Raw genomic sequence first — 18,673 nt, 5'->3', positions numbered from 1 at the left:
CCCGCCCGTCGCGGTCACCCCGTCCCCGTCACCCCCGCGTCGCTCAGAGGTTGCCGCGGCGCTCCTGCTCGCGCTCGATCGCCTCGAACAGGGCCTTGAAGTTGCCCTTGCCGAAGCCCATCGAGCCGTGTCGCTCGATCATCTCGAAGAACACCGTCGGCCGGTCCTGGACCGGCTTGGTGAAGATCTGGAGCAGGTAGCCGTCCTCGTCGCGGTCCACCAGGATCTTCTGCTCGCGCAGGATCTCCACCGGCACCCGGGTCTCGCCCGCCCACTCGCCCAGCGTGTCGTAGTACGAGTCCGGGGTGTCCAGGAACTGGACGCCGGCCGCGCGCATCGCGCGCACGGAGGCGACGATGTCGTTCGTGGCGAGCGCGATGTGCTGGACGCCCGCGCTGCCGTAGAACTCCAGGTACTCGTCGATCTGGGACTTCTTCTTGGCGACGGCCGGCTCGTTGATCGGGAACTTGACCTTGAGGGTTCCGTCGGCGACGACCTTGGACATGAGCGCGGAGTACTCGGTGGCGATGTCGTCGCCCACGAACTCCTTCATGTTGGTGAAGCCCATGACCTTGTTGTAGAAGCCGACCCACTCGTTCATCCGGCCGAGCTCGACGTTGCCGACACAGTGGTCGATGGCCTGGAAGGTCCGCTTGGCGGGCGTCTCGACGATCGGCGCGGCCGCTGCGTAGCCGGGGAGGTAGGGGCCGTCGTAGCCGGTGCGCTCGACCAGGGTGTGGCGGGTCTTGCCGTACGTGGCGATGGCGGCCAGGACGACGGTGCCGTGCTCGTCCTTCACCTCGTGCGGCTCGGTGAGGCCGAGGGCGCCGTGCTCGACCGCGTAAGCGTACGCGGCGCGCGCGTCCGGGACCTCGATGGCCAGGTCGACGACGCCGTCGCCGTGCTCGGCGACGTGGTCGGCGAGGAAGCGGCCGTGGTCCGTGGCCGCCTTGATGACGGAGGTGAGGACGAAGCGGGCGGAGCCGTTGGTCAGGACGTAACTGGCCGTCTCGCGGCTGCCGTTCTCCGGTCCGGAGTAGGCGACCAGCTTCATGCCGAAGGCGGTCGAGTAGTAGTGCGCGGCCTGCTTGGCATTGCCGACGGCGAAGACGACGGCGTCCATTCCCTTGACCGGGAAGGAGTCGGCCTGCCGTGCACTGTCGGGGGTGCTGTGCATCGTCTCAGTCATGTCCGAAGGGTCTCGCCGCTTCGCAAGGTGCGCAACAGTTCGCGAAATCGCTGGGCAGTCTGTGCAGTGATTGGCCATGATGGGCGGGCTATCTGTACATGCTGACCATGACAGGGACTCCCGGAGGCGGACCGTGGCGATCGATCATCTGGACGGGCGGCTCATCGTGCTGCTGGCGCGTGAGCCCAGGATCGGCGTACTGGAGGCTTCGCGCCGGCTCGGCGTGGCGCGCGGGACGGTGCAGGCGCGGCTGGACCGTCTTCAGTCGAATGGCGTCATCCGCGGATTCGGCCCCGACGTGGACCCGGCGGCGCTCGGCTACCCGGTCACCGCTTTCGCGACGCTGGAGATCAAGCAGGGCCAAGGGGTCGACGTACGGGCGCACTTGGGCGGCGTGCCGGAGGTGCTCGAACTGCACACCACCACCGGGCACGGCGACATGTTCTGCCGGCTCGTGGCGCGTTCCAACGCGGATCTTCAGCGGGTGATCGACCTGGTTGTCGGATTTGATGGCATTGTCCGGGCCTCCACCGCCATCGTCATGGAGAACCCCGTACCCCTGCGCATCATCCCGCTCGTCGAGCAGGCGGCGGGGGACACCGACTGAGCCGAGGAGTGCCGTGTGAGCTTCTGGGAGTATCTGGGCAATCAGCACCAGCAGCTGCTCACCGACACGTTCCAGCACGCCAGCGCCGTCTTCCAGTGCATGGTCATCGCGACGGCGCTGGGCGTCCTGATCGGCGTCGTCAGCTATCGCAGCGGCTGGGGCGGCTCGCTGGCGATCACCTCTACGGCGACCATCCTGACCATTCCGTCCCTTGCCGCGATCGGTCTGCTGATCCCGCTGGTCGGACTCGGTGTGGCGCCGACCGTGATCACCCTGACGCTGTACGGGCTGCTGCCCATCGTCCGTAACTCCGTCGTCGGACTGCGCGGGGTCGACCCGGCGCTCGTGGACGCGGCGAAGGGCATCGGGATGTCGCGGATCACCCGGCTCCGCAAGGTGGAACTGCCGCTCGCCTGGCCGCCGATCCTCACCGGCATCAGGGTCTCCACCCAGATGCTGATGGGCATCGCCGCCATTGCCGCGTACGCCTCCGGGCCGGGGCTCGGCAACGAGATCTTCCGCGGTATCGCCTCGCTGGGCAGCGCCAACGCGATCAATCAGGTGCTCGCGGGCACGCTCGGCATCGTCATCCTCGCCCTGCTCTTCGACGCCGCGTACGTACTGCTGGGACGGCTCACCATCCCGAGGGGGATCCGTGTCTGAGACCGCGGCGGAAGCCGAGCAGGAGCCCGCCGTCAACGCCACCTCCGGTGCCACCATCCAGCTGGAGAACCTGTCCAAGCTCTACCCGGGCAACCCGAGCCCGGCCGTGGACAACGTCTCGATGGACATCAAGGCGGGCGAGACCGTGATCCTCGTCGGCCCGTCCGGCTGCGGGAAGTCGACCACCCTGAAGATGATCAACCGGCTGATCGAGCCGACCTCCGGCCGGATCAGGATCGGCGACGAGGACGTCACCGACATGGACCCGGTGAAGCTGCGCCGGAAGATCGGGTACGCGATCCAGTCGTCCGGGCTCTTCCCGCACATGACGGTCGCGGAGAACATCGCCCTGGTACCGAAGATGATCGGCTGGTCGAAGTCGAAGGTGAAGGACCGGGTCGAGGAGATGCTCGATCTGGTCGGGCTCGACCCGCGCGAGTTCCACGGCCGCTATCCGCGCGCCCTCTCCGGCGGTCAGCAGCAGCGGGTGGGCGTGGCGCGGGCGCTGGCCGCCGATCCGCCGGTGCTGCTGATGGACGAGCCGTTCGGCGCGGTCGACCCGATCACCCGTGACCACCTCCAGGACGAGCTGATCCGGCTCCAGCACGAACTGCACAAGACGATCGTCTTCGTCACCCATGACTTCGACGAGGCGATCAAGCTCGGCGACCGGATCGCCGTGCTGCGCGAGCACTCGCACATCGCGCAGTTCGACACCCCGGAGGCCATCCTCACCAATCCGACGGACGACTTCGTCTCGGGCTTCGTCGGGGCCGGTGCGGCGCTGAAGCGGCTCAACCTCACCCGGGTACGGGACGTGGAGATCGCCGAGTTCCCGACGGTGACGGTCGACGACCCGCTCCAGGAGATCTTCAACAAGCTGCGCAGCGGCCCGCACAACGAGCTGCTGATGCTGGACCGCAGGAACCGCCCCTACAAGTGGCTGCGGCGCGGCGACCTGATGCGGGCCCGCGGTTCGCTGGCGCGGGCCGGGCAGCTGGTGCACGACACGGTGACCAGGGACGCGACGCTGCACGACGCGCTGGAGGCGGTGCTGACCGACAGCGGCGGGCGGGTCGCGGTGACCGGGCGGCGCGGCGAGTTCATCGGGGTCGTCGACATGCACACCCTGATGAACTCCGTGCACGAGCTGCTGGAGGCCGACCGGCTCACCGCCATGGAGCACCAGCACGAGCTCCAGGAGCTGCGCACCCATCAGACCGTGCAGGAGCAGGAGGGCGGTGCGGGCGTATGACTCCCAGCTCTCGTTCCCCCTCTCCGTCCGGCCCCGGCCCCACCGGTCCGGTCCCCGCGTCCGACCGGGACCGCCCGCCGGGCGAGCACGACGTCAAGGGCCATGCCTTCCGTGACGAGGAGGAGGAGCCGCCTCCTCCCCCGGCCCGGCCGGCCCGCCGGATCACCTGGCGCAAGCTGGTGCTGGTACCCGCGGCGCTCGCGGTGGTCCTGATCGTCACCTACGTATGGATCAGCAATGTCGAGCTCGACGCGATCGCGAAGAACTCGCTCGCGGGCGACACGGTTCAGCTGCGCTGGTGGCAGCACGTCAGGCTGACCGCCATCTCGACCTTCTGGGTGCTGATCATCGCCATTCCGCTGGGTATCGCGCTGACCCGGCGGGGGCTGCGCAGGGCTGCCCCGGTGGTCACGGCGATCGCCAACATCGGGCAGGCGACCCCGGCGATCGGTCTGCTGGCGCTGCTGGTGATCTGGCTGGGCATCGGCCCGTCGACCGCGATCACGGGCATGGTGATCTACGCCGTGCTGCCGGTGCTCTCCAACACGGTCGCCGGCCTGAAGGCGATCGAGCCGACCCTGGTGGAGGCCTCGCGCGGCATCGGGATGTCGGCGATGGGGACGCTCACCAAGGTCGAGCTGCCCCTCGCGGTGCCGCTGATCCTGGCCGGGGTACGGACCGCGCTGGTGCTCAACGTGGGCACGGCGACCCTGGCCACGTTCGGGGGCGGCGGCGGGCTCGGGGACCTGATCACCTCGGGCATCCAGACCCAGCGGATGCCGGTGCTGGTGCTCGGCTCCGTACTGACGGTGGTGCTGGCGCTGCTGGTGGACTGGCTGGCCTCGCTGGTCGAGGTCGCGCTGACGCCGCGTGGACTGGAGGTGGGGTGATGGGCCCGGTGGGCAAGGGTACGAGGCGCGGGGTGCGGACCGGGCTGGTGGGCGCGGTGGCGCTGGCCCTGGCGCTCTCCGGGTGCGGCCTGAAGAGCGGGTCGCCGATGGTCGACGACGTGAAGCCGGGGTCCGTGGGGAAGGGCGAGCCGCTGCACGGCGCCTCGCTGACCGTCACCTCGAAGAACTTCAGCGAGAACATCATCCTGGGCCAGATGATCGGCCTGATCTTCAAGGCCGCCGGGGCCGAGGTGCTCGACCGGACGAACCTGCCCGGGTCGATCAGTGCGCGCGAGGCGATCCGCCAGGGCAACGCCGATGCGATGTACGAGTACACGGGCACCGCCTGGATCACGTATCTGGGCCATTCGAAGCCGATCGTCAACCCGTTGAAGCAGTGGGAGGCGGTGCGCGACGCGGACCGGAAGAACGGGGTGACGTGGCTGCCGCAGTCCACCCTCAACAACACCTACGCGCTCGCCATCAGCAAGAAGAACAACGCGAAGTACCACCTGAAGACGCTCTCCGACGTCGCCGCGCTGTCGAAGAAGAACCCCTCGGCGGTGACGATCTGTGTGGAGAACGAGTTCGCCGCCCGCAACGACGGGCTGCCGGGCATGGAGAAGGCGTACGGGATGTCGATCCCTGGCGCCAACATCAAGAAGATGGACGCCGGGATCGTCTACACCCAGGTGTCGAAGTCCAACTCCTGCCTGTTGGGTGAGGTGTTCACCACCGACGGCCGGATCAAGGCGATGGACCTCGACGTACTGGAGGACAACAAGCACTTCTTCCCCAACTACAACGCGGCGCCCGTCATTCACACCCCGACGTTCGACAAGTACCCGGTGATCGCTTCACTGTTGGACCCGCTCAGCGCACGGCTGACCACGGAGGTCGCCCAGACGCTGAACGCCAGGGTGGATGTCGACGGGGACGACCCTCACCAGGTGGCGAAGGACTGGCTGGTCGCGGAGGGGTTCATCAAGGAGGGGTGAGGGATCGGCGGGGCCTACGGGCGCCGTTCCGAGTTCCAAAGAAAGTGATGCAAAGAACCTGTTGCAAAGATTCCTTTGTAACTCTACGATTGAGGCATGGCAGAGAACGAGGCCGGGCCGGACGACACCCCGGCAGGCACCCCGAACATCCACATGGTGAACGCCCGCACCCTGCGCGGGCTGGCCCACCCCCTGCGGCTGCGGCTGCTGAACACCCTCCGGGAGTTCGGTCCGGCCACCGCGTCGAGTCTCGCGGACCGGCTCGGCGAATCGAGCGGCGCCACCAGCTACCACCTGCGACAGCTCGCCTCGTACGGCTTCGTGGTGGACGACCCGGAGCGCGGCAAGGGCCGCGAGCGGTGGTGGAAGGCGGTCCACATGGGCACCGCCTTCAACAGCACCGCGGACTTCCTCCGCGACCCGGACCCGGAGATCCGCGGCGCCATGGGCGTCGTGATGCACGAGATCGCCGGCCTGCACACCCAGGAGCTGAACACCTGGCTCGGCACCCTTCACGACTGGCCCGAGGCGTGGCTGCGCTCCTCCGACCTCAGCGACTTCAAGGTGCGCCTCACGCCCGAACTCTCCCTGGAAATGGCGGAGAAGGTCCACGACCTCATCGAGAGCTACCGGGACCGGGTCCCGGAGGGCACCGAGGGCTCCGCCCTGGTCCGCACCCATCTGCACGTCTTCCCGCGCCCCACCGACTGACCGACCGCCTGACTGAACCGAACTGACTGACCGACTGAGGGGAACACCACGCCATGCATCCCGAGACGCACCTTCAGCTGCACGACCTCCGCTCCGTCGAACTGCGCCGCCACGCCGATGACTTCCGCCTCGTCCACCCCCGCAGCGACTCCGGCCCACGCACCCCGCGCACGGACATGCGGACCCGGCTGGGCTGGACCATGGTCGAAATGGGCCTGCGCCTGATACCGGACCGGTCCGCCGCACCGTCCCGCGCCCCTCGAACGGCCTAGTCCGTGGGCGGGGGGAAGAACACACCGGACCGAGTACCGCTCGTCGCCGTACTGGCGGCCAACTCCATATCCACAGCAGGTACTTCACTCACCCTGATCGGCGTTCCGTGGTTCGTCCTGGAGACCACCGGCAGCGCCGGCCGGGCCGGGGTCGTCGCCTTCTGCGCGACCCTTCCGATCGTCGTCTCCGCGCTGATCGGCGGACCCGTCATCGACCGGATCGGCCGGCGCCGGGTCTCCGTCGCCTCCGACACGGTGTGCGGACTGGCCGTCGCCGCGGTCCCGTTGCTCCACTACGCCGACGCACTCGCCTTCTGGATGCTCTGCGTCCTGATGGCCGTCAACGGGCTGTTCCACACGCCCGGCAACACCGCGCGCTACGTCCTGGTCCCCGACCTCGCCGAACACGCCGGCACCACACTCCCCCGCGCCGCCAGCCTCTTCGACGCGGTCTCGCGCGGGGCCAGGATGGTCGGGGCGGCGCTGGCCGGGGTACTGATCGCGCTGGTCGGCGCGGAGACCGTGCTGCTGCTGGACGCGGCGACCTTCCTCACCTCGGCGGCGCTCATCGCGGCAGGGGTACGGGGCGTGCGCGCCGCCGAGCCCCTCAAGGCCGCGGCACCCGTCTCCCTGCCCACCTACAAGCGTGAACTGCGCGAGGGATACGCCTACTTGCTCGGCAACCGGCTGCTGCTTGGCGTCGTCGTGATGGTCCTGTTCATGAACGGCACCGACCAGGGCTGGAACGCCGTGCTGCTGCCGGTGCACGCGTCGGCCGAGCTGGGCGGCGCGCGCGACCTCGGGCTGCTCACCGCGCTGTTCGGAGCGGGCGGCCTGACCGGGGCGCTGCTGTACGGGGCCGTGGGCCACCGCTGCTCGCGGCGGGCCGTGTTCAGCGTCTGCGTGATCCTGTGCGGGGCGCCGAGGTTCCTGGTCGCGGCGCTGACCGGCACGACGCTGCCGCTGGCCGTGACGATGGTGCTGAGCGGGATCGCGGGCGGCGTCCTGAACCCGATCCTGACGACGGTGATCTACGGGAGCGTGCCCGACGCACTGCGCAGCCGGGTCTCCGGAGCCATCACCGCCGGGTGCGAGCTGGCCATGCCGGTGGGCGGGCTGGCGGCCGGGCTGCTGGTGGAGAGCGCGGGCGCCTCGGGAGCGCTGCTGGCGATGGGCGGGGTGTACCTGCTCGCGACGCTGAGCCCGCTGGTCTTCCCGGCCTGGCGGACGATGGACAGCGAACCGGCCGAGGAGCCGGGTGAGCCCGCCGACGAGCCGGGTGCGGGGCCGGGGTCGGAGTCGGGACCGGGGCCGGGGTCGGAGTCGGAGTCGGACGAAGGGTCGGATGAGGGGTCCGGTGGGGCCACCGGCCGGGCGGGGGCGCCGGTCAGCGGCTAGCCGGGCGGGGGCCGGTCAGCAGCTCGGGACCTTGCCCCCGTGCTCCAGCGCCCGCAGCGAGGAGACCGCGCCCTTCAGGGTCGTGACCGGGATCAGCCGGAGCCCGTCGGGGAGCTCGGCGTGCGCCTCCTTGCACTCGGCCTTCGGTACGAGGAAGACGCTCGCCCCGTCCCGGCGGGCCGCCTGCGTCTTCAGTGAGACACCGCCGACCGCGCCGACCGCGCCGTCCGCCTGGATGGTGCCGGTGCCGGCAATGGTGCGGCCGCCGGTGAGATCGCCCCCGGAGCCGTCACCGTCGAGCTTGTCGACGACGCCGAGCGCGAAGAACAGACCCGCGCTGGGGCCGCCCACGTCCGCGAGGTGCAGGGTGACATCGACCGAGCCGGGCTTCTTGCCGAGATAGTTCAGGGCGGCGTCCACCGCCGAGTCCTGCGACTTCACCATGTCGTCGAGGTTGTGCTTCTCGATCTCCTTCTCGGAGCCGCCGGTCGGGTAGACGGACTCACGGGGCAGGACCGCCCGGTCCGTACGGAACCAGCTGTCGATCACGTCACCGATCCCGACATCGGCGGCGGGCCCGGTCGCCACGATCGTCGTCATCCGCAGCTGGCCCTTGGTGGGCCGGGTGGGGGTGCCCGTGATGCTGATCACGGGGGTGCCGTGGTCGTCCCCGAGCACGTTCGCCGTCGTACCGGGCTGCGCCAGCGTGAACGGCAGCGGCGCGAAGGCGGCCACGCCGAAGAGGGCGAGCACGGGGAGGGCGCAGAGGGCGAGGGTGCGGGGGCGCGAGAGACGTGTGAGCACCCGCCCAATCTAACCGCCCGGCGAACTCAAGCCCGCCCGGCGTTTGAGGGCATCCTCAGCCCGCCCGGCGACTGAGGGCGGAACCGGTGCGCCGGGGCGCCCGTACCCCGCCGCCCGCGCTAGCGAAGCGCGTCCGCGACCTCGCGGGCCGCGTCCACGACCCGGGGGCCGACCCGCTCCGGGACCGCGTCCGCGAGCATCACCACGCCCACGCTGCCCTCGACCCCCGTCACCCCCATCAGTGCGGCCGCCGCGCCGCTCGCCCCGGCTTCGAGCTCGCCGTGGGTGAGGGTGAACGCGGTCTCCCCCACCGGCTTCTGCCGCGCGGCGAGGATCGCCCGGCCCGCGGCACCGCGGTCGAGCGGGTGGCGGAACCCGGCCCGGTACGCCACGTGGTAATCCGTCCAGGTCGGTTCGACGACCGCCACCGCCAGCGCGTCCGTGCCGTCGACCAGAGTGAGGTGGGCCGTGGCCCCTATGTCCTCGGCCAGGGAGCGCAGCGCGGGCAGCGCGGCCTCCCGCACGAGCGGATGCACCTGACGGCCCAGGCGCAGCACGCCCAGGCCGACTCTGGCCCGTCCGCCCAAGTCACGACGTATCAGGGTGTGTTGCTCCAGGGTTGCGAGCAGACGGTAGACCACTGTGCGGTTGACGCCGAGTTTGTTGGACAACTCGGTGACCGTCAGTCCGTGGTCGGTGTCGGCAAGCAGTTTGAGGACACGCAGTCCTCGGTCGAGCGTCTGCGAGGTCTCCGCGGTCACGACGCCCTCTCCTCTTTGGTGAGCGGCGGCGGCTGGTTCCCACGGATTGTGCGCCACCGGTCCCAGCGGCGACGCACGGAGAGGCCGCCGGCCTGGCCAAGGCACCGGCTGCGCTCCGCGGCGGCGTTGCCACGGGGCGTTCACATTTTTGGGACAGTAGCGAGCCAGTCCGCTCAGCGGAAGACCTCGTCCAGAATCCGGGCGCCTGCGGAAAAGCGCTTGTGTCGGAAGAGCATAAGTGCCGGTCAGCGGGGCATCGGCCGAATTCCGCACATCTACGCGCGTCCATGTCGGCCGACGCCCTCGCAACGCTCCGTACACCGGAGGTGAACCGGCGTTAACTCACGGTGAACAATTGCTGGACAGTTTTACCGTTCACCAGTACTTCGCAGGCCCGGATCGACTTCGTGGCCGGGTCCCGGACGGTGAAGTTGAGGGCGAAGGTGCCGTCGAGTCCGATGATCCGGGTGACGTAGGAGTCGGCGGTCTGTTTCCCGTCCGCGGTGCGTCCGGTCACGGAGACCGTGGCGACGGGCGCGAAGCCGCGTCCGGTCACCTGGACCACTGTGCCGACCGGTCCTTCGGGCGGCGAGAGCGCGAACGACGCTCCGGCCGGGGCCGTGCCGTCCTGGACGGTGAAGGCGGCCGTCTCGGTGCGCGGGTTGACGAGGACCTCGCGGACCCGGATCGCGACGGTGTCGGCCGCGTTGACGGTGAAGGTCTGCGAGAACGCCCCGTCAAGGCCGACCACCTTGGTCCGCACCGGGTCGGAGGTCTGCGAGCCGTTCGCCCGCAGTCCGACGATCGACACGGTCGCCACCTTCGCGAAGCCCTGTCCGAGGACGGTGACCGCGGTGCCCTTGGGCCCGGTCGCCGGGGTGAGGACGACGAAGGTCGGGGAGACCGTCAGCTGGGTGAGGGCCTGTGAGCCGCCCGCGGTGACGCGGAGCGCGTGCACGGCGCGCGGGGTGGCTCCGGCGACGGTGACCGTACCCGCGAGGGTGCCGTCGGCGGCGATCCGGAGTGTGGAGCCGCTGATGCGGGCCGCGTCGCAGCCGCTGCCGTCGGCGGCGCACAGCGCGGCGGCCGGGGTGACGCCGGACGGCCAGCCGCCACCGGAGACGCCGATGGCCCCGCCCGGTTTGACCTTGGCCGTGCCCGCCGAGAGCGTCGCGGTGGCCTCGGTCACGGTGAACGGCGTGGTCAGCACGGTCGCCGGGTCATTGCCCTCGTCGACCTGGATCGCGGCGATCGCCGGGTCCGAGACGGTGAAGTCGACACTGAACTTCCCGTCGGGCCCGCTCTTCACATAGACGGCGGTGTCATCGAGGGTCGCCCCGCTCGCGTCGAGGCCGACCGTGTTGATCCACCGGTCCTGGAAGTAGTTGCTCCCGGTGACGGCGATGACGCTGCCGACCGGCCCGCTGCCGCGGGACAGCGCGATCGCGCGGGACCCGTCGGGGACGAAGGCCCGGACGGTCAGGGGCGCGGTCGCCTCCTTCGTACCGTCACCGACCTTGACGAGGTAGGAGCCGTCCGGCACGGCGCCCGCCCCCGCGAGCACGGCGCTGCCGGTCAGCTGCCCGGAGCCGTTGATCGCGAGGGATGAGCCGGCGAACTTGGCGGGGTCGCAGCCGCCGCCGTCCGCCGCGCAGAGCGAGGGTACGGGGGTGGCGGACGGGGTCCACCGGCTGCCCGCCAGGGTGACCGGAGTGGACGGCCGCACCGGGGTGGTGGGGGCGATCAGCGTGGCCGGCTGTCCGGCGCTGCCCTCCGCGGTCACGGTGCCGATGGACCCGCCGCCGCTCGTCACGACGCACGGTGTCTCGTAGTTGGAGCCGAGCACCTTCGTGCGGGTCAGATTGCGCAGCGGGGTGAAGGAGATCGGTCCGCTCGCATTGGCGGGAATGATGAAGTCCCCTTCGTACGGCGGGATCTCGATCGGCTTCCCGGACGGGACGTCGAGGGAGACCTGGGGTCCGGTGACGGTCACCGTGCCGGTGGCGCCGCCGGACATCGCGAGGTCGATGCTCGGGGTGGTGGGCACGTCGCTGAGGCTGAGCCCGCTGGTGGCGGGGGACGGGCCGAGCGTCACCTTCGCATGGACCTTGCCGCCCGGGTCGACGACGTCGGGGGTGAGGACGACGTTCATCTCCTGCGGCCCGGTCGCCTCGCCCTGACCGGCGGGCAGGGTGCAGTGGACGGTCGGGGTGACCGTGCCGGCGTGTGCGAGGGGTGCCAGGGCGGCGGATCCGCCGGTCCAGACGAGCAGGGTCGTGGCGCCGAGGGCGACGGCGCGGCGTAATGCCGAGCCACCCTGCCTTCTCGTACCGATGGGTCTGCGATGCGCGAACATACGACTCCTCCAAAGGAAGCGGAATGTGACTGATCCGAATGCGGAATGGGAAACGCCCGTCCGCTCCATTGCCGTATGGAGCAGACGGGCGTCCGGAAGGGTTTTCCCAGCGACCCCGTTACAGCAGGGTCAGGGTGAGGGTGGCGCTGTAATCTCCGGGCCGGGTGAATTCGGGAACGGTGAGCGAGAGACCGGCATCGGCGTCGAACCGGCCGCCGGTGAACGGACGTGATCCGTCCGGATTCATCCGGCAGAGGCTCGCCGCCTCGCTCCCGAGCGCGGCGGGCGATCCGGCCACCGGCGCCCCCACACTCCCGGACTGCGCGGTGCAGGCCGGTGTCCATCGCACGGCGTCGGCCGGGATGGTGTGCCCGTCGGCGCTCCTGAAGCCGGTGAGGGTGGCGGTCAGCGACCATCCGCTGTTGACGCCGCGGGCGTCCTCCACCTCCACCCGGTTGAGCCGGGCCTTCTGCACCCCGGTGTCCGTACCCAGGACCGTGGTGCCGAAGTCGACGGTGTCACCGGCCTGGGTCATGGACAGCGTCCCGGCCCTGACCTCGGTGGTCAGCCGCTGCTCGCTCTCACCGCCGCCACCGCCGCCCTCGGTGGTGACGGTGAACGGCGCCGTGCGGACGGTCGCCGGGTCGTTGCCCTCGTCGGCCTGGACGGCGACGACGGCATCCGAGATGACGGTGAACTCGACGGCGAAGGTGCCGTCCGGACCGCTCTTGACGTAGACCGCGCTGTCGTCGAGCCCGGTGCCCGCCGCATCGAGGCCGATGACGTTGATCCAGCGGTCCGGGTTGTAGTTGCGGCCGCTGACGGTGACCACGCTGCCGACCGGCCCGCTGTCCGAGGACAGCGAGATCTCCCGGTTGCCGGCCGCGACGGCCTTGACGGTGAGGGGTGCGGTGGCCTCCTTCGTGCCGTCGTTGACCTTCACCTCGTATCTGCCGTCGGGCACCGCCCCGGCCTCGCCGAGGGTCGCGGTGCCGGTGAGCGTGCCGTAGGAATCGATCCTCAGGGTGTGCGAGACGAACTTCAGCGGATCGCAGCCGCCACCGCCCACCGAGCAGAGCGACGGTACGGGGGAGGCGCCCGGCGTCCACTGCGAACCGCGCAGCTTGACCGCGGTGTTCGGACGCACCGGATCGGCGGGGGCGGTCAGGGTGGCGGGCTCGGAAGCGGAACCCTCCGCCGTGACGGTGCCGACGCTGCCCACGTCGCCGACGACGTCGCACGGTGTCTCGAAGACCGATCCGAGCACCTTGGTCTGGGTCAGGGTGCGGACCGGAGCGAGCGAGATCTCACCGGAGGCATCCACCGGAACCAGGAAGTCGCCTTCGTACTCCGGGATCTCGATGGGCTCCCCGGCCGGGACGTCCATGGTGAACTCGGCGCCCCGCACAGTGACGGTGCCGGTGGCCCCGCCGGACATCGCGAGGTCGAGGCTGGGGATGGTCGGCACGTCCTCCAGCGCGATGGCACTGGTGGCGGGCGACGCCCCGAGCGTCACCTTGGCATGCACCTTGCCGCCCGGGGCGACGACCGCGGGCGACAGCTCGACGGTCATCTCCTGCGGCCCGGTCGCCTCACCCTGCCCCGCGGGCAGGGTGCAGTGGACGGTCGGGGCGACCGTGCCGGCCGCGGCCGACGTGGCGAGGTGCGGGGGAAGCGGCGCGGCGGCCCCGACACAGCCCAGCGACAGTACGAAGCAGGCAGCGAGCAGACCGGTCACCCCGGGTCTTCGTCGTCGGATCACCTGACACCCTTTCATGGCCCATTGATTGCGCACATTGAGGAGGTCAGGTGCAGAGAAGTCAAGAGAGAGCGAATTGATCCTTTCGGAAATGCCCGAAAAGCATTTCAGCACGCGTTTCCTGCACATCTGTTGACATCTTCGAAGATCACCGTTTCACTGCACCCGACATGCCGGGCCCGGCACGCAGATCCGCATGTACGGCAAATCGAGCAAGTACGGCGAGCACACAGCGATTACGGCTGGTACAGCGAGTCTGCGGAAATCAAACCGGAAGGAGTTCCACCCGTCATGTCAATCTCTTCAGGCCACACCCCGAGCCGAAGACGCCTGCCGCTGGTACTGGGCGCGGCGTGTTCCGTCGGCGCGATGCTCGCGCTGTCGTCCCCGACGGCCTCGGCCGTCGCCCCGCTCACCGCTACGGCGAGCTACAACTGCGGCTCCTGGGGCAGCGGTCTCGCCACCCTGACCGCCGCCGACTCGGGCACGAGCAAGACCATCAAGATCACCTCCACGGCGATCACCATGCCGGCCGGCACGAGCGCCGACCCGAACAGCATCACGACGACGCTCAAGCTCACCAAGACCTCGGGCGGCGTCACCAGTCAGGTCCAGTTCTCCGCGAAGACCAACCCCGGTCTGAGCGGCGGAAACCCGATCACCCTCGGCCCGCTGAAGCTCACCTCCGGCACCCTCGCGGCCGGGGACAGCACCAATTCCGTGGTGCTGCCCGCTCCCCCGAGCACCACCAACTGGTCGCTGCAGATCGTGGCCTCGTCCCCGACGTCGGCCACCGTACCGTGTGTCGCGACGACCAACCAGTCCGCACCGTTCGTCTGGTAGCGGCGGCCCGCTCATGACACCGGCCCGGGGCGAGGACGGCTGTCCACTGCCCCGGGCCGGTGCCCACGTGCTCCGGCGGGCTCACGTCATACGGGTGGCCCACTCCTGGACCTTCTTGATCCGCTGCTCGATCTGACCGGCGGTGGCCTCCGCGCTCGGCGGCCCGCCGCACACCCGCCGCAGCTCGGTGTGGATGACCCCGTGCGGTTTGCCGCTCTGGTGCGTGTAGGCCGACACCATGGTGTTCAGCTGCTTGCGCAGCCCCAGCAGCTGCTTGTGCGTGACCACCGGCCGGTCGCCGGCCGGCTTCTCCAGCAGATCGGCCTCGGAGGCCGGCTTCTGGCGGCTGTGCGCGATCTGCCGGGTCTGCCGCTTCTGGAGCAGCAGTTGCACCTGGTCGGGTTCGAGCAGCCCCGGGATACCGAGGTAGTCCTGCTCCTCCTCGCTGCCCGGGTGCGCCTGCATGCCGAATTCGGCACCGTCGTACAGCACCCGGTCGAAGACCGCGTCGGATTCGAGGGCCTCGAAGGGCAGTTGCTCCTCGGTCTCCTCGTCCTCCAGCTTCTCCGCGTCGGCCAGGAGCTTGTCCTCCTCGGCGAACGGGTTCTCCTCGTCGCTGCCCTTCTTGGGCTTGTCGAGGACGTGGTCGCGTTCGACCTCCATCTCGTTGGCGAAGTCGAGGAGCATCGGGATCGTCGGCACGAAGACCGAGGCGGTCTCGCCGCGCCTGCGGGAGCGCACGAAGCGGCCGACGGCCTGGGCGAAGAAGAGCGGCGTCGAGATGGTGGTGGCGTACACACCGACCGCGAGGCGCGGCACGTCCACACCCTCCGACACCATGCGGACGGCGACCATCCAGCGTGATGCGTCGTCGGTGAACTGATCGATCTTCTTCGACGCGGCCTTCTCGTCGGAGAGGACGACGGTCGCCTTCTCGCCGGTGACCTTCTTGAGGATCTTGGCGTACTCGCGCGCGGACTCCTGGTCGGTGGCGATGACCAGACCGCCCGCGTCCGGAATGCCCTTGCGGACCTCGGTCAGCCGCTTGTCGGCGGCGCTGAGCACATTGGGGATCCAGTCGCCGGTGGGCGACAGCGCGGTGCGCCAGGCCTGCCCGATGGCGTCCTTGGTCATCGGCTCGCCGAGCCGGGCGGCGATCTCGTCACCGGCCTTGGTGCGCCAGCGCATGTTCCCGCTGTAGCTGAGGAAGATCACCGGGCGGACGACGCCGTCGGCGAGCGCGTTGCCGTAGCCGTAGGTGTAGTCGGCCGAGGACCGCCGGATGCCGTCGTTGCCCTCCTCGTACACGACGAAGGGGATCGGGTTGGTGTCGGAGCGGAACGGCGTACCGGTGAGCGAGAGCCGGCGGGTCGCCGGGTCGAACGCCTCCTGGCACGCCTCGCCCCAGGACTTCGAGTCACCGGCGTGGTGGATCTCGTCGAGGATCACCAGGGTCTTGCGCTGCTCGCACCGGTTGCGGTGCAGCATCGGGCGGACCCCGACACCCGCGTACGTGACCGCGACCCCGTGGTACTCCTTGCTCACGGGGCCGGCGCTGTACTCGGGGTCGAGCTTGATCCCTATCCGGGCGGCGGCCTCCGCCCACTGCTTCTTGAGGTGCTCGGTCGGCGCCACGACGGTGATCTGCTGCACGACGTGGTGGTGCAGCAGCCATGACGCGAGGGTCAGCGCGAAGGTGGTCTTGCCGGCGCCGGGGGTCGCGACCGCGAGGAAGTCGCGCGGCTGCTCCTGGATGTACCTCTCCATGGCGCCCTGCTGCCAGGCTCGCAGCTTGCCGGCCGTGCCCCAGGGGGCGCGGCCGGGAAAGGCGGGTGAGAGGTGGTGGGAGGCGGTAGTAGTCACGGTCTCCGGTTCGGGTCTCTCGGGTACGTGGGGTGCTGTCCGCACGGGCCGGGACGGGCACGCACGCGATACGACAACCGGGCCACCCTACCGGGGGGCGGGGTGCGGTCCGCCCTGGACTCCGCCGCCCCGGGGCGAATTGCGACGGCTCTCACACGTGGTCGGCGACCAGGTCGCCCAGCCCCTGGGAGATGACCTTGACCTCGTCCATCTCCCCCGTGGCGACCGCGATGACCAGGCGTTCCGCCGCGTCGATGTCCGGGCGGAGATCGACCCCGTTCATCGCGAGGAAGGTCATGCACGACAGCCAGGCGGTGCGTTTGTTGCCGTCGAAGAGCGGATGGTTGATCGCCAGGGACTGGAGCAGCGCGGCCGCCTTGTCCACGACGTCCGGATAGGCCTCCTCGCCGAACATGGCCGCGGAGGGCCGGTGGGCCGCCGATTCGAGGAGTCCGGCGTCGCGGACCACGATCTGCATGTCCGGGCAGGCGTGTTCGGCGATGACGAGGATGTCTTCGGAGGACAGGTAAACACAGCTCACTTGAGCCGCTCCATGAGCTCGCCCCACTTGGCCGCCTGCTCCTTCGCCGTCTTGCGGACGATGGCCTGCTGGGCGGTCCTGGCCAGGTAGTCGTCCACGGCCTGGAGCAGTATGGCGTGCATACTCGTCCCCTCCTGCTCGGCACGCTGCTTGAGGGCTTCGGTCTGGTCGTCACGAAGACGCAGGTTCATGGCCATACCAGAACGGTACCACCATGTGGGGCCAGATCAGTACCATCATGTGGGGCCGGATAGGCACCTGTCACCGCTCCCGCACCCGCGTGGCCACCCAGGCCCCCACCATCGCGACCCCCGCCATCGGCAGGAACACCACCGCGAACGCCCCCGGGTGCGAGCCGGACGCACCCGCATCGACGGCCTCGTGCACGGCCCCCACCGCTCCCCCGCCGAGCGCGCCGAACGCCGCGCCGCCCGCGGCCAGCAGCAGGGCGTTGGAGAGTCCGTCGGAGATCTGCAGGGCCGCGGAGTTCGCCCCCGCCTCCTGCGGCGCGGACAGCTTCAGCAGCAGCACGCTGGTCGACGCGATCACCGTGCCCATGCCGAGGCAGCCGACGGCCCAGGCCACGGCGACCGTCCAGACCGGCACCCCGTCGATCAGCACGGCGGGCGCCGCCGCGATCGCCGCGGCGACCAGCACCATGCCGCCCACCATCAACCGCTCGCGGTGCGGCTCCAGGCGCGGCCGGGACTGCAGATACGAACCCAGCGCCCAGGTACCGCCACCGGCCGCGAGCGACAGCCCGGCCATCGTCGGGGACAGGCCGCGCTGGGTGACCAGCATCAGGGGCACGAACGACTCGGCGGCGATGAACGACCCGGCCGCCACCCCGCGCAGCAGCACCACCGAGGGCAGCCCGCGCGCCGCCCGGCCGGTGCCCGGGGGCAGCAGACCGCGGACCGCGGGGACGAGCAGGGCGATCCCCGCGGCGGCCGGCAGCAGCGAGAACCAGTTCCGCTCCTGCCCGGCGTACTGGAGCAGTCCCGCACCCAGCGAGATGCCCAGCGCGAGCGCGATGCGCCGGCGGTCGAACGGCTCGACGGGCGCCGCCGGATCGGCGGGTCCGGACGCCATCCGCCGGATCGCGGGCAGCGCGAGCGCCAGCGGGAAGACCACCAGGACCGGAATGCCGACGAAGACCCAGCGCCAGCCCAGGTGCTCGGTCACGCTCCCGGAGGCCAGCGGCCCGACGACGGACGGGATCACCCAACTGGCCGCGAACCCGGCCATGATCGCCGGCCGCAGCCGCTCCGGGTAGGCCCGGCTGACCACCACGTACAGCGCGACGATCACCAGCCCGCCGCCGAGCCCCTGGACGGCCCGCCCCGCGATGAACATCCACATGGTGCCCGCGGTCCCGGACAGCAGCAGGCCCACCCCGAAGGCGCTGATCCCGGCGGCGAGCGGCCCCAGCGGCCCGCGCCGGTCGGCCCACTGCCCGGAGAGCACCATGGCGAAGAGGCTGGTGGTGAAGTACGCCGAGAAAGCGAACGCGTACAGCGGGATGCCGTGCAGTTCGCGGGCGGCGACCGGCATCGCGGTCCCCACCGCGGTGGCCTCGAAGGCGATCAGGAACACGACGGAGACGATGCCGATGCTGAGCGCCCGATAGGTCCGCCCGAGCACCCCTTCCGGTACTGCGGCGACGACGGTCTCATGCAGGTCATCGGTGTCTTCGGTGCGGGCCGAGACCTCGGCGTCACGCGGTTCCAGGGCGGTCATGAACCCTAGAGTAAGGGGCGAAA

The 18,673-nt window shown here is 70.2% G+C and carries 18 protein-coding genes; 9 read left to right on the top strand and 9 right to left on the bottom strand.

What is annotated here, in order from left to right; all coding sequences use genetic code 11:
• Window positions 1-43: 43 nt before the first annotated feature.
• A complete protein-coding gene (gene hppD, locus OG322_RS23570) occupies window positions 44-1,189 on the bottom strand; it encodes a 4-hydroxyphenylpyruvate dioxygenase (RefSeq protein WP_123471375.1) in 1,146 nt (381 codons plus the stop codon).
• A gap of 133 nt (window positions 1,190-1,322) precedes the next feature.
• On the opposite strand from hppD, the gene OG322_RS23565 reads away from it, so the two are divergent.
• The 8 genes from OG322_RS23565 (at window position 1,323) to OG322_RS23530 (ending at window position 7,983) form a co-directional block, all read left to right on the top strand.
• The gene (locus OG322_RS23565; RefSeq protein ID WP_329306880.1) at window positions 1,323-1,796 is read left to right on the top strand and encodes an Lrp/AsnC family transcriptional regulator; all 474 of its coding nucleotides are present in this window, start codon (window positions 1,323-1,325) and stop codon (window positions 1,794-1,796) included.
• Window positions 1,797-1,811: 15 nt separating this feature from the next.
• Entirely contained in the window at window positions 1,812-2,459 is a 648-nt protein-coding gene (locus OG322_RS23560) for an ABC transporter permease (RefSeq protein WP_123471377.1), read from the top strand.
• The gene (locus tag OG322_RS23555) at window positions 2,452-3,714 is read left to right on the top strand and encodes a betaine/proline/choline family ABC transporter ATP-binding protein (protein WP_123471378.1); all 1,263 of its coding nucleotides are present in this window, start codon (window positions 2,452-2,454) and stop codon (window positions 3,712-3,714) included. Before OG322_RS23560 ends, OG322_RS23555 begins: the two co-directional genes overlap by 8 nt.
• Window positions 3,711-4,604 carry an ABC transporter permease gene (locus OG322_RS23550; RefSeq protein ID WP_123471379.1) on the top strand — a complete coding sequence of 298 codons (894 nt, stop codon included), beginning with the start codon at window positions 3,711-3,713 and terminating at the stop codon, window positions 4,602-4,604. The genes OG322_RS23555 and OG322_RS23550 overlap by 4 nt, the downstream gene beginning before the upstream one ends.
• Window positions 4,604-5,602 (top strand): glycine betaine ABC transporter substrate-binding protein, encoded by a 999-nt coding sequence (locus OG322_RS23545; protein ID WP_123471380.1) that lies wholly within the window; start codon window positions 4,604-4,606, stop codon window positions 5,600-5,602. Before OG322_RS23550 ends, OG322_RS23545 begins: the two co-directional genes overlap by 1 nt.
• Window positions 5,603-5,698: 96 nt before the next feature.
• On the top strand, window positions 5,699-6,313 hold the full coding sequence (locus OG322_RS23540) for a winged helix-turn-helix domain-containing protein (RefSeq protein ID WP_123471381.1): 615 nt from the start codon (window positions 5,699-5,701) through the stop codon (window positions 6,311-6,313).
• A 53-nt stretch (window positions 6,314-6,366) separates the two neighbouring features.
• Window positions 6,367-6,585 carry a hypothetical protein gene (locus tag OG322_RS23535; RefSeq protein WP_123471382.1) on the top strand — a complete coding sequence of 73 codons (219 nt, stop codon included), beginning with the start codon at window positions 6,367-6,369 and terminating at the stop codon, window positions 6,583-6,585.
• 3 nt (window positions 6,586-6,588) lie between these two features.
• Window positions 6,589-7,983 (top strand): MFS transporter, encoded by a 1,395-nt coding sequence (locus OG322_RS23530; RefSeq protein WP_329306879.1) that lies wholly within the window; start codon window positions 6,589-6,591, stop codon window positions 7,981-7,983.
• 15 nt (window positions 7,984-7,998) lie between these two features.
• Here OG322_RS23530 and OG322_RS23525 read toward each other — a convergent pair whose 3' ends face one another.
• From OG322_RS23525 to OG322_RS23510, 4 genes are all read right to left on the bottom strand, one after another.
• Entirely contained in the window at window positions 7,999-8,787 is a 789-nt protein-coding gene (locus tag OG322_RS23525; RefSeq protein ID WP_123471383.1) for a S16 family serine protease, read from the bottom strand.
• A gap of 119 nt (window positions 8,788-8,906) precedes the next feature.
• Window positions 8,907-9,548: an IclR family transcriptional regulator gene (locus tag OG322_RS23520; RefSeq protein WP_024489166.1), complete on the bottom strand. Its 642-nt coding sequence runs from the start codon at window positions 9,546-9,548 to the stop codon at window positions 8,907-8,909.
• Window positions 9,549-9,885: 337 nt separating this feature from the next.
• Window positions 9,886-11,904: a hypothetical protein gene (locus OG322_RS23515; RefSeq protein ID WP_329306878.1), complete on the bottom strand. Its 2,019-nt coding sequence runs from the start codon at window positions 11,902-11,904 to the stop codon at window positions 9,886-9,888.
• A gap of 118 nt (window positions 11,905-12,022) precedes the next feature.
• Window positions 12,023-13,642, bottom strand: coding sequence for a WxL domain-containing protein (locus OG322_RS23510; RefSeq protein ID WP_164494328.1), 1,620 nt, complete (start codon window positions 13,640-13,642; stop codon window positions 12,023-12,025).
• A gap of 312 nt (window positions 13,643-13,954) precedes the next feature.
• Here OG322_RS23510 and OG322_RS23505 point away from each other — a divergent pair, with 312 nt between their 5' ends.
• Window positions 13,955-14,506: a hypothetical protein gene (locus OG322_RS23505; protein WP_123471386.1), complete on the top strand. Its 552-nt coding sequence runs from the start codon at window positions 13,955-13,957 to the stop codon at window positions 14,504-14,506.
• A gap of 81 nt (window positions 14,507-14,587) precedes the next feature.
• Here the strand turns inward: OG322_RS23505 and OG322_RS23500 are convergent, their stop codons facing one another.
• The 4 genes from OG322_RS23500 to OG322_RS23485 form a co-directional block, all read right to left on the bottom strand.
• Entirely contained in the window at window positions 14,588-16,369 is a 1,782-nt protein-coding gene (locus OG322_RS23500; protein WP_123471387.1) for a DEAD/DEAH box helicase, read from the bottom strand.
• Window positions 16,370-16,520: 151 nt separating this feature from the next.
• Window positions 16,521-16,910, bottom strand: coding sequence for a type II toxin-antitoxin system death-on-curing family toxin (locus OG322_RS23495; protein ID WP_329306877.1), 390 nt, complete (start codon window positions 16,908-16,910; stop codon window positions 16,521-16,523).
• Window positions 16,907-17,107 carry a ribbon-helix-helix protein, CopG family gene (locus OG322_RS23490; protein WP_073738190.1) on the bottom strand — a complete coding sequence of 67 codons (201 nt, stop codon included), beginning with the start codon at window positions 17,105-17,107 and terminating at the stop codon, window positions 16,907-16,909. Before OG322_RS23490 ends, OG322_RS23495 begins: the two co-directional genes overlap by 4 nt.
• A 64-nt stretch (window positions 17,108-17,171) precedes the next feature.
• Window positions 17,172-18,650 carry an MFS transporter gene (locus tag OG322_RS23485; protein ID WP_124284133.1) on the bottom strand — a complete coding sequence of 493 codons (1,479 nt, stop codon included), beginning with the start codon at window positions 18,648-18,650 and terminating at the stop codon, window positions 17,172-17,174.
• Window positions 18,651-18,673: the final 23 nt, after the last annotated feature.

The sequence above is a fragment of the Streptomyces sp. NBC_01260 genome (genome assembly GCF_036226405.1).
GTDB lineage: Bacteria > Actinomycetota > Actinomycetes > Streptomycetales > Streptomycetaceae > Streptomyces > Streptomyces laculatispora.
Note: the sequence above shows the minus strand (reverse complement) of the source record. Positions and strands in the feature narration are given on the sequence as shown.

Coding starts and splice junctions, on each gene's coding strand:
- hppD (WP_123471375.1), bottom strand. CDS start 1,189: ATGACTGAGACGATGCACAGCACCCCCGACAGTGCACGGCAGGCCGAC.
- OG322_RS23550 (WP_123471379.1), top strand. CDS start 3,711: ATGACTCCCAGCTCTCGTTCCCCCTCTCCGTCCGGCCCCGGCCCCACC.
- OG322_RS23545 (WP_123471380.1), top strand. CDS start 4,604: ATGGGCCCGGTGGGCAAGGGTACGAGGCGCGGGGTGCGGACCGGGCTG.
- OG322_RS23540 (WP_123471381.1), top strand. CDS start 5,699: ATGGCAGAGAACGAGGCCGGGCCGGACGACACCCCGGCAGGCACCCCG.
- OG322_RS23535 (WP_123471382.1), top strand. CDS start 6,367: ATGCATCCCGAGACGCACCTTCAGCTGCACGACCTCCGCTCCGTCGAA.
- OG322_RS23515 (WP_329306878.1), bottom strand. CDS start 11,904: ATGTTCGCGCATCGCAGACCCATCGGTACGAGAAGGCAGGGTGGCTCG.
- OG322_RS23505 (WP_123471386.1), top strand. CDS start 13,955: ATGTCAATCTCTTCAGGCCACACCCCGAGCCGAAGACGCCTGCCGCTG.
- OG322_RS23490 (WP_073738190.1), bottom strand. CDS start 17,107: ATGGCCATGAACCTGCGTCTTCGTGACGACCAGACCGAAGCCCTCAAG.
- OG322_RS23485 (WP_124284133.1), bottom strand. CDS start 18,650: ATGACCGCCCTGGAACCGCGTGACGCCGAGGTCTCGGCCCGCACCGAA.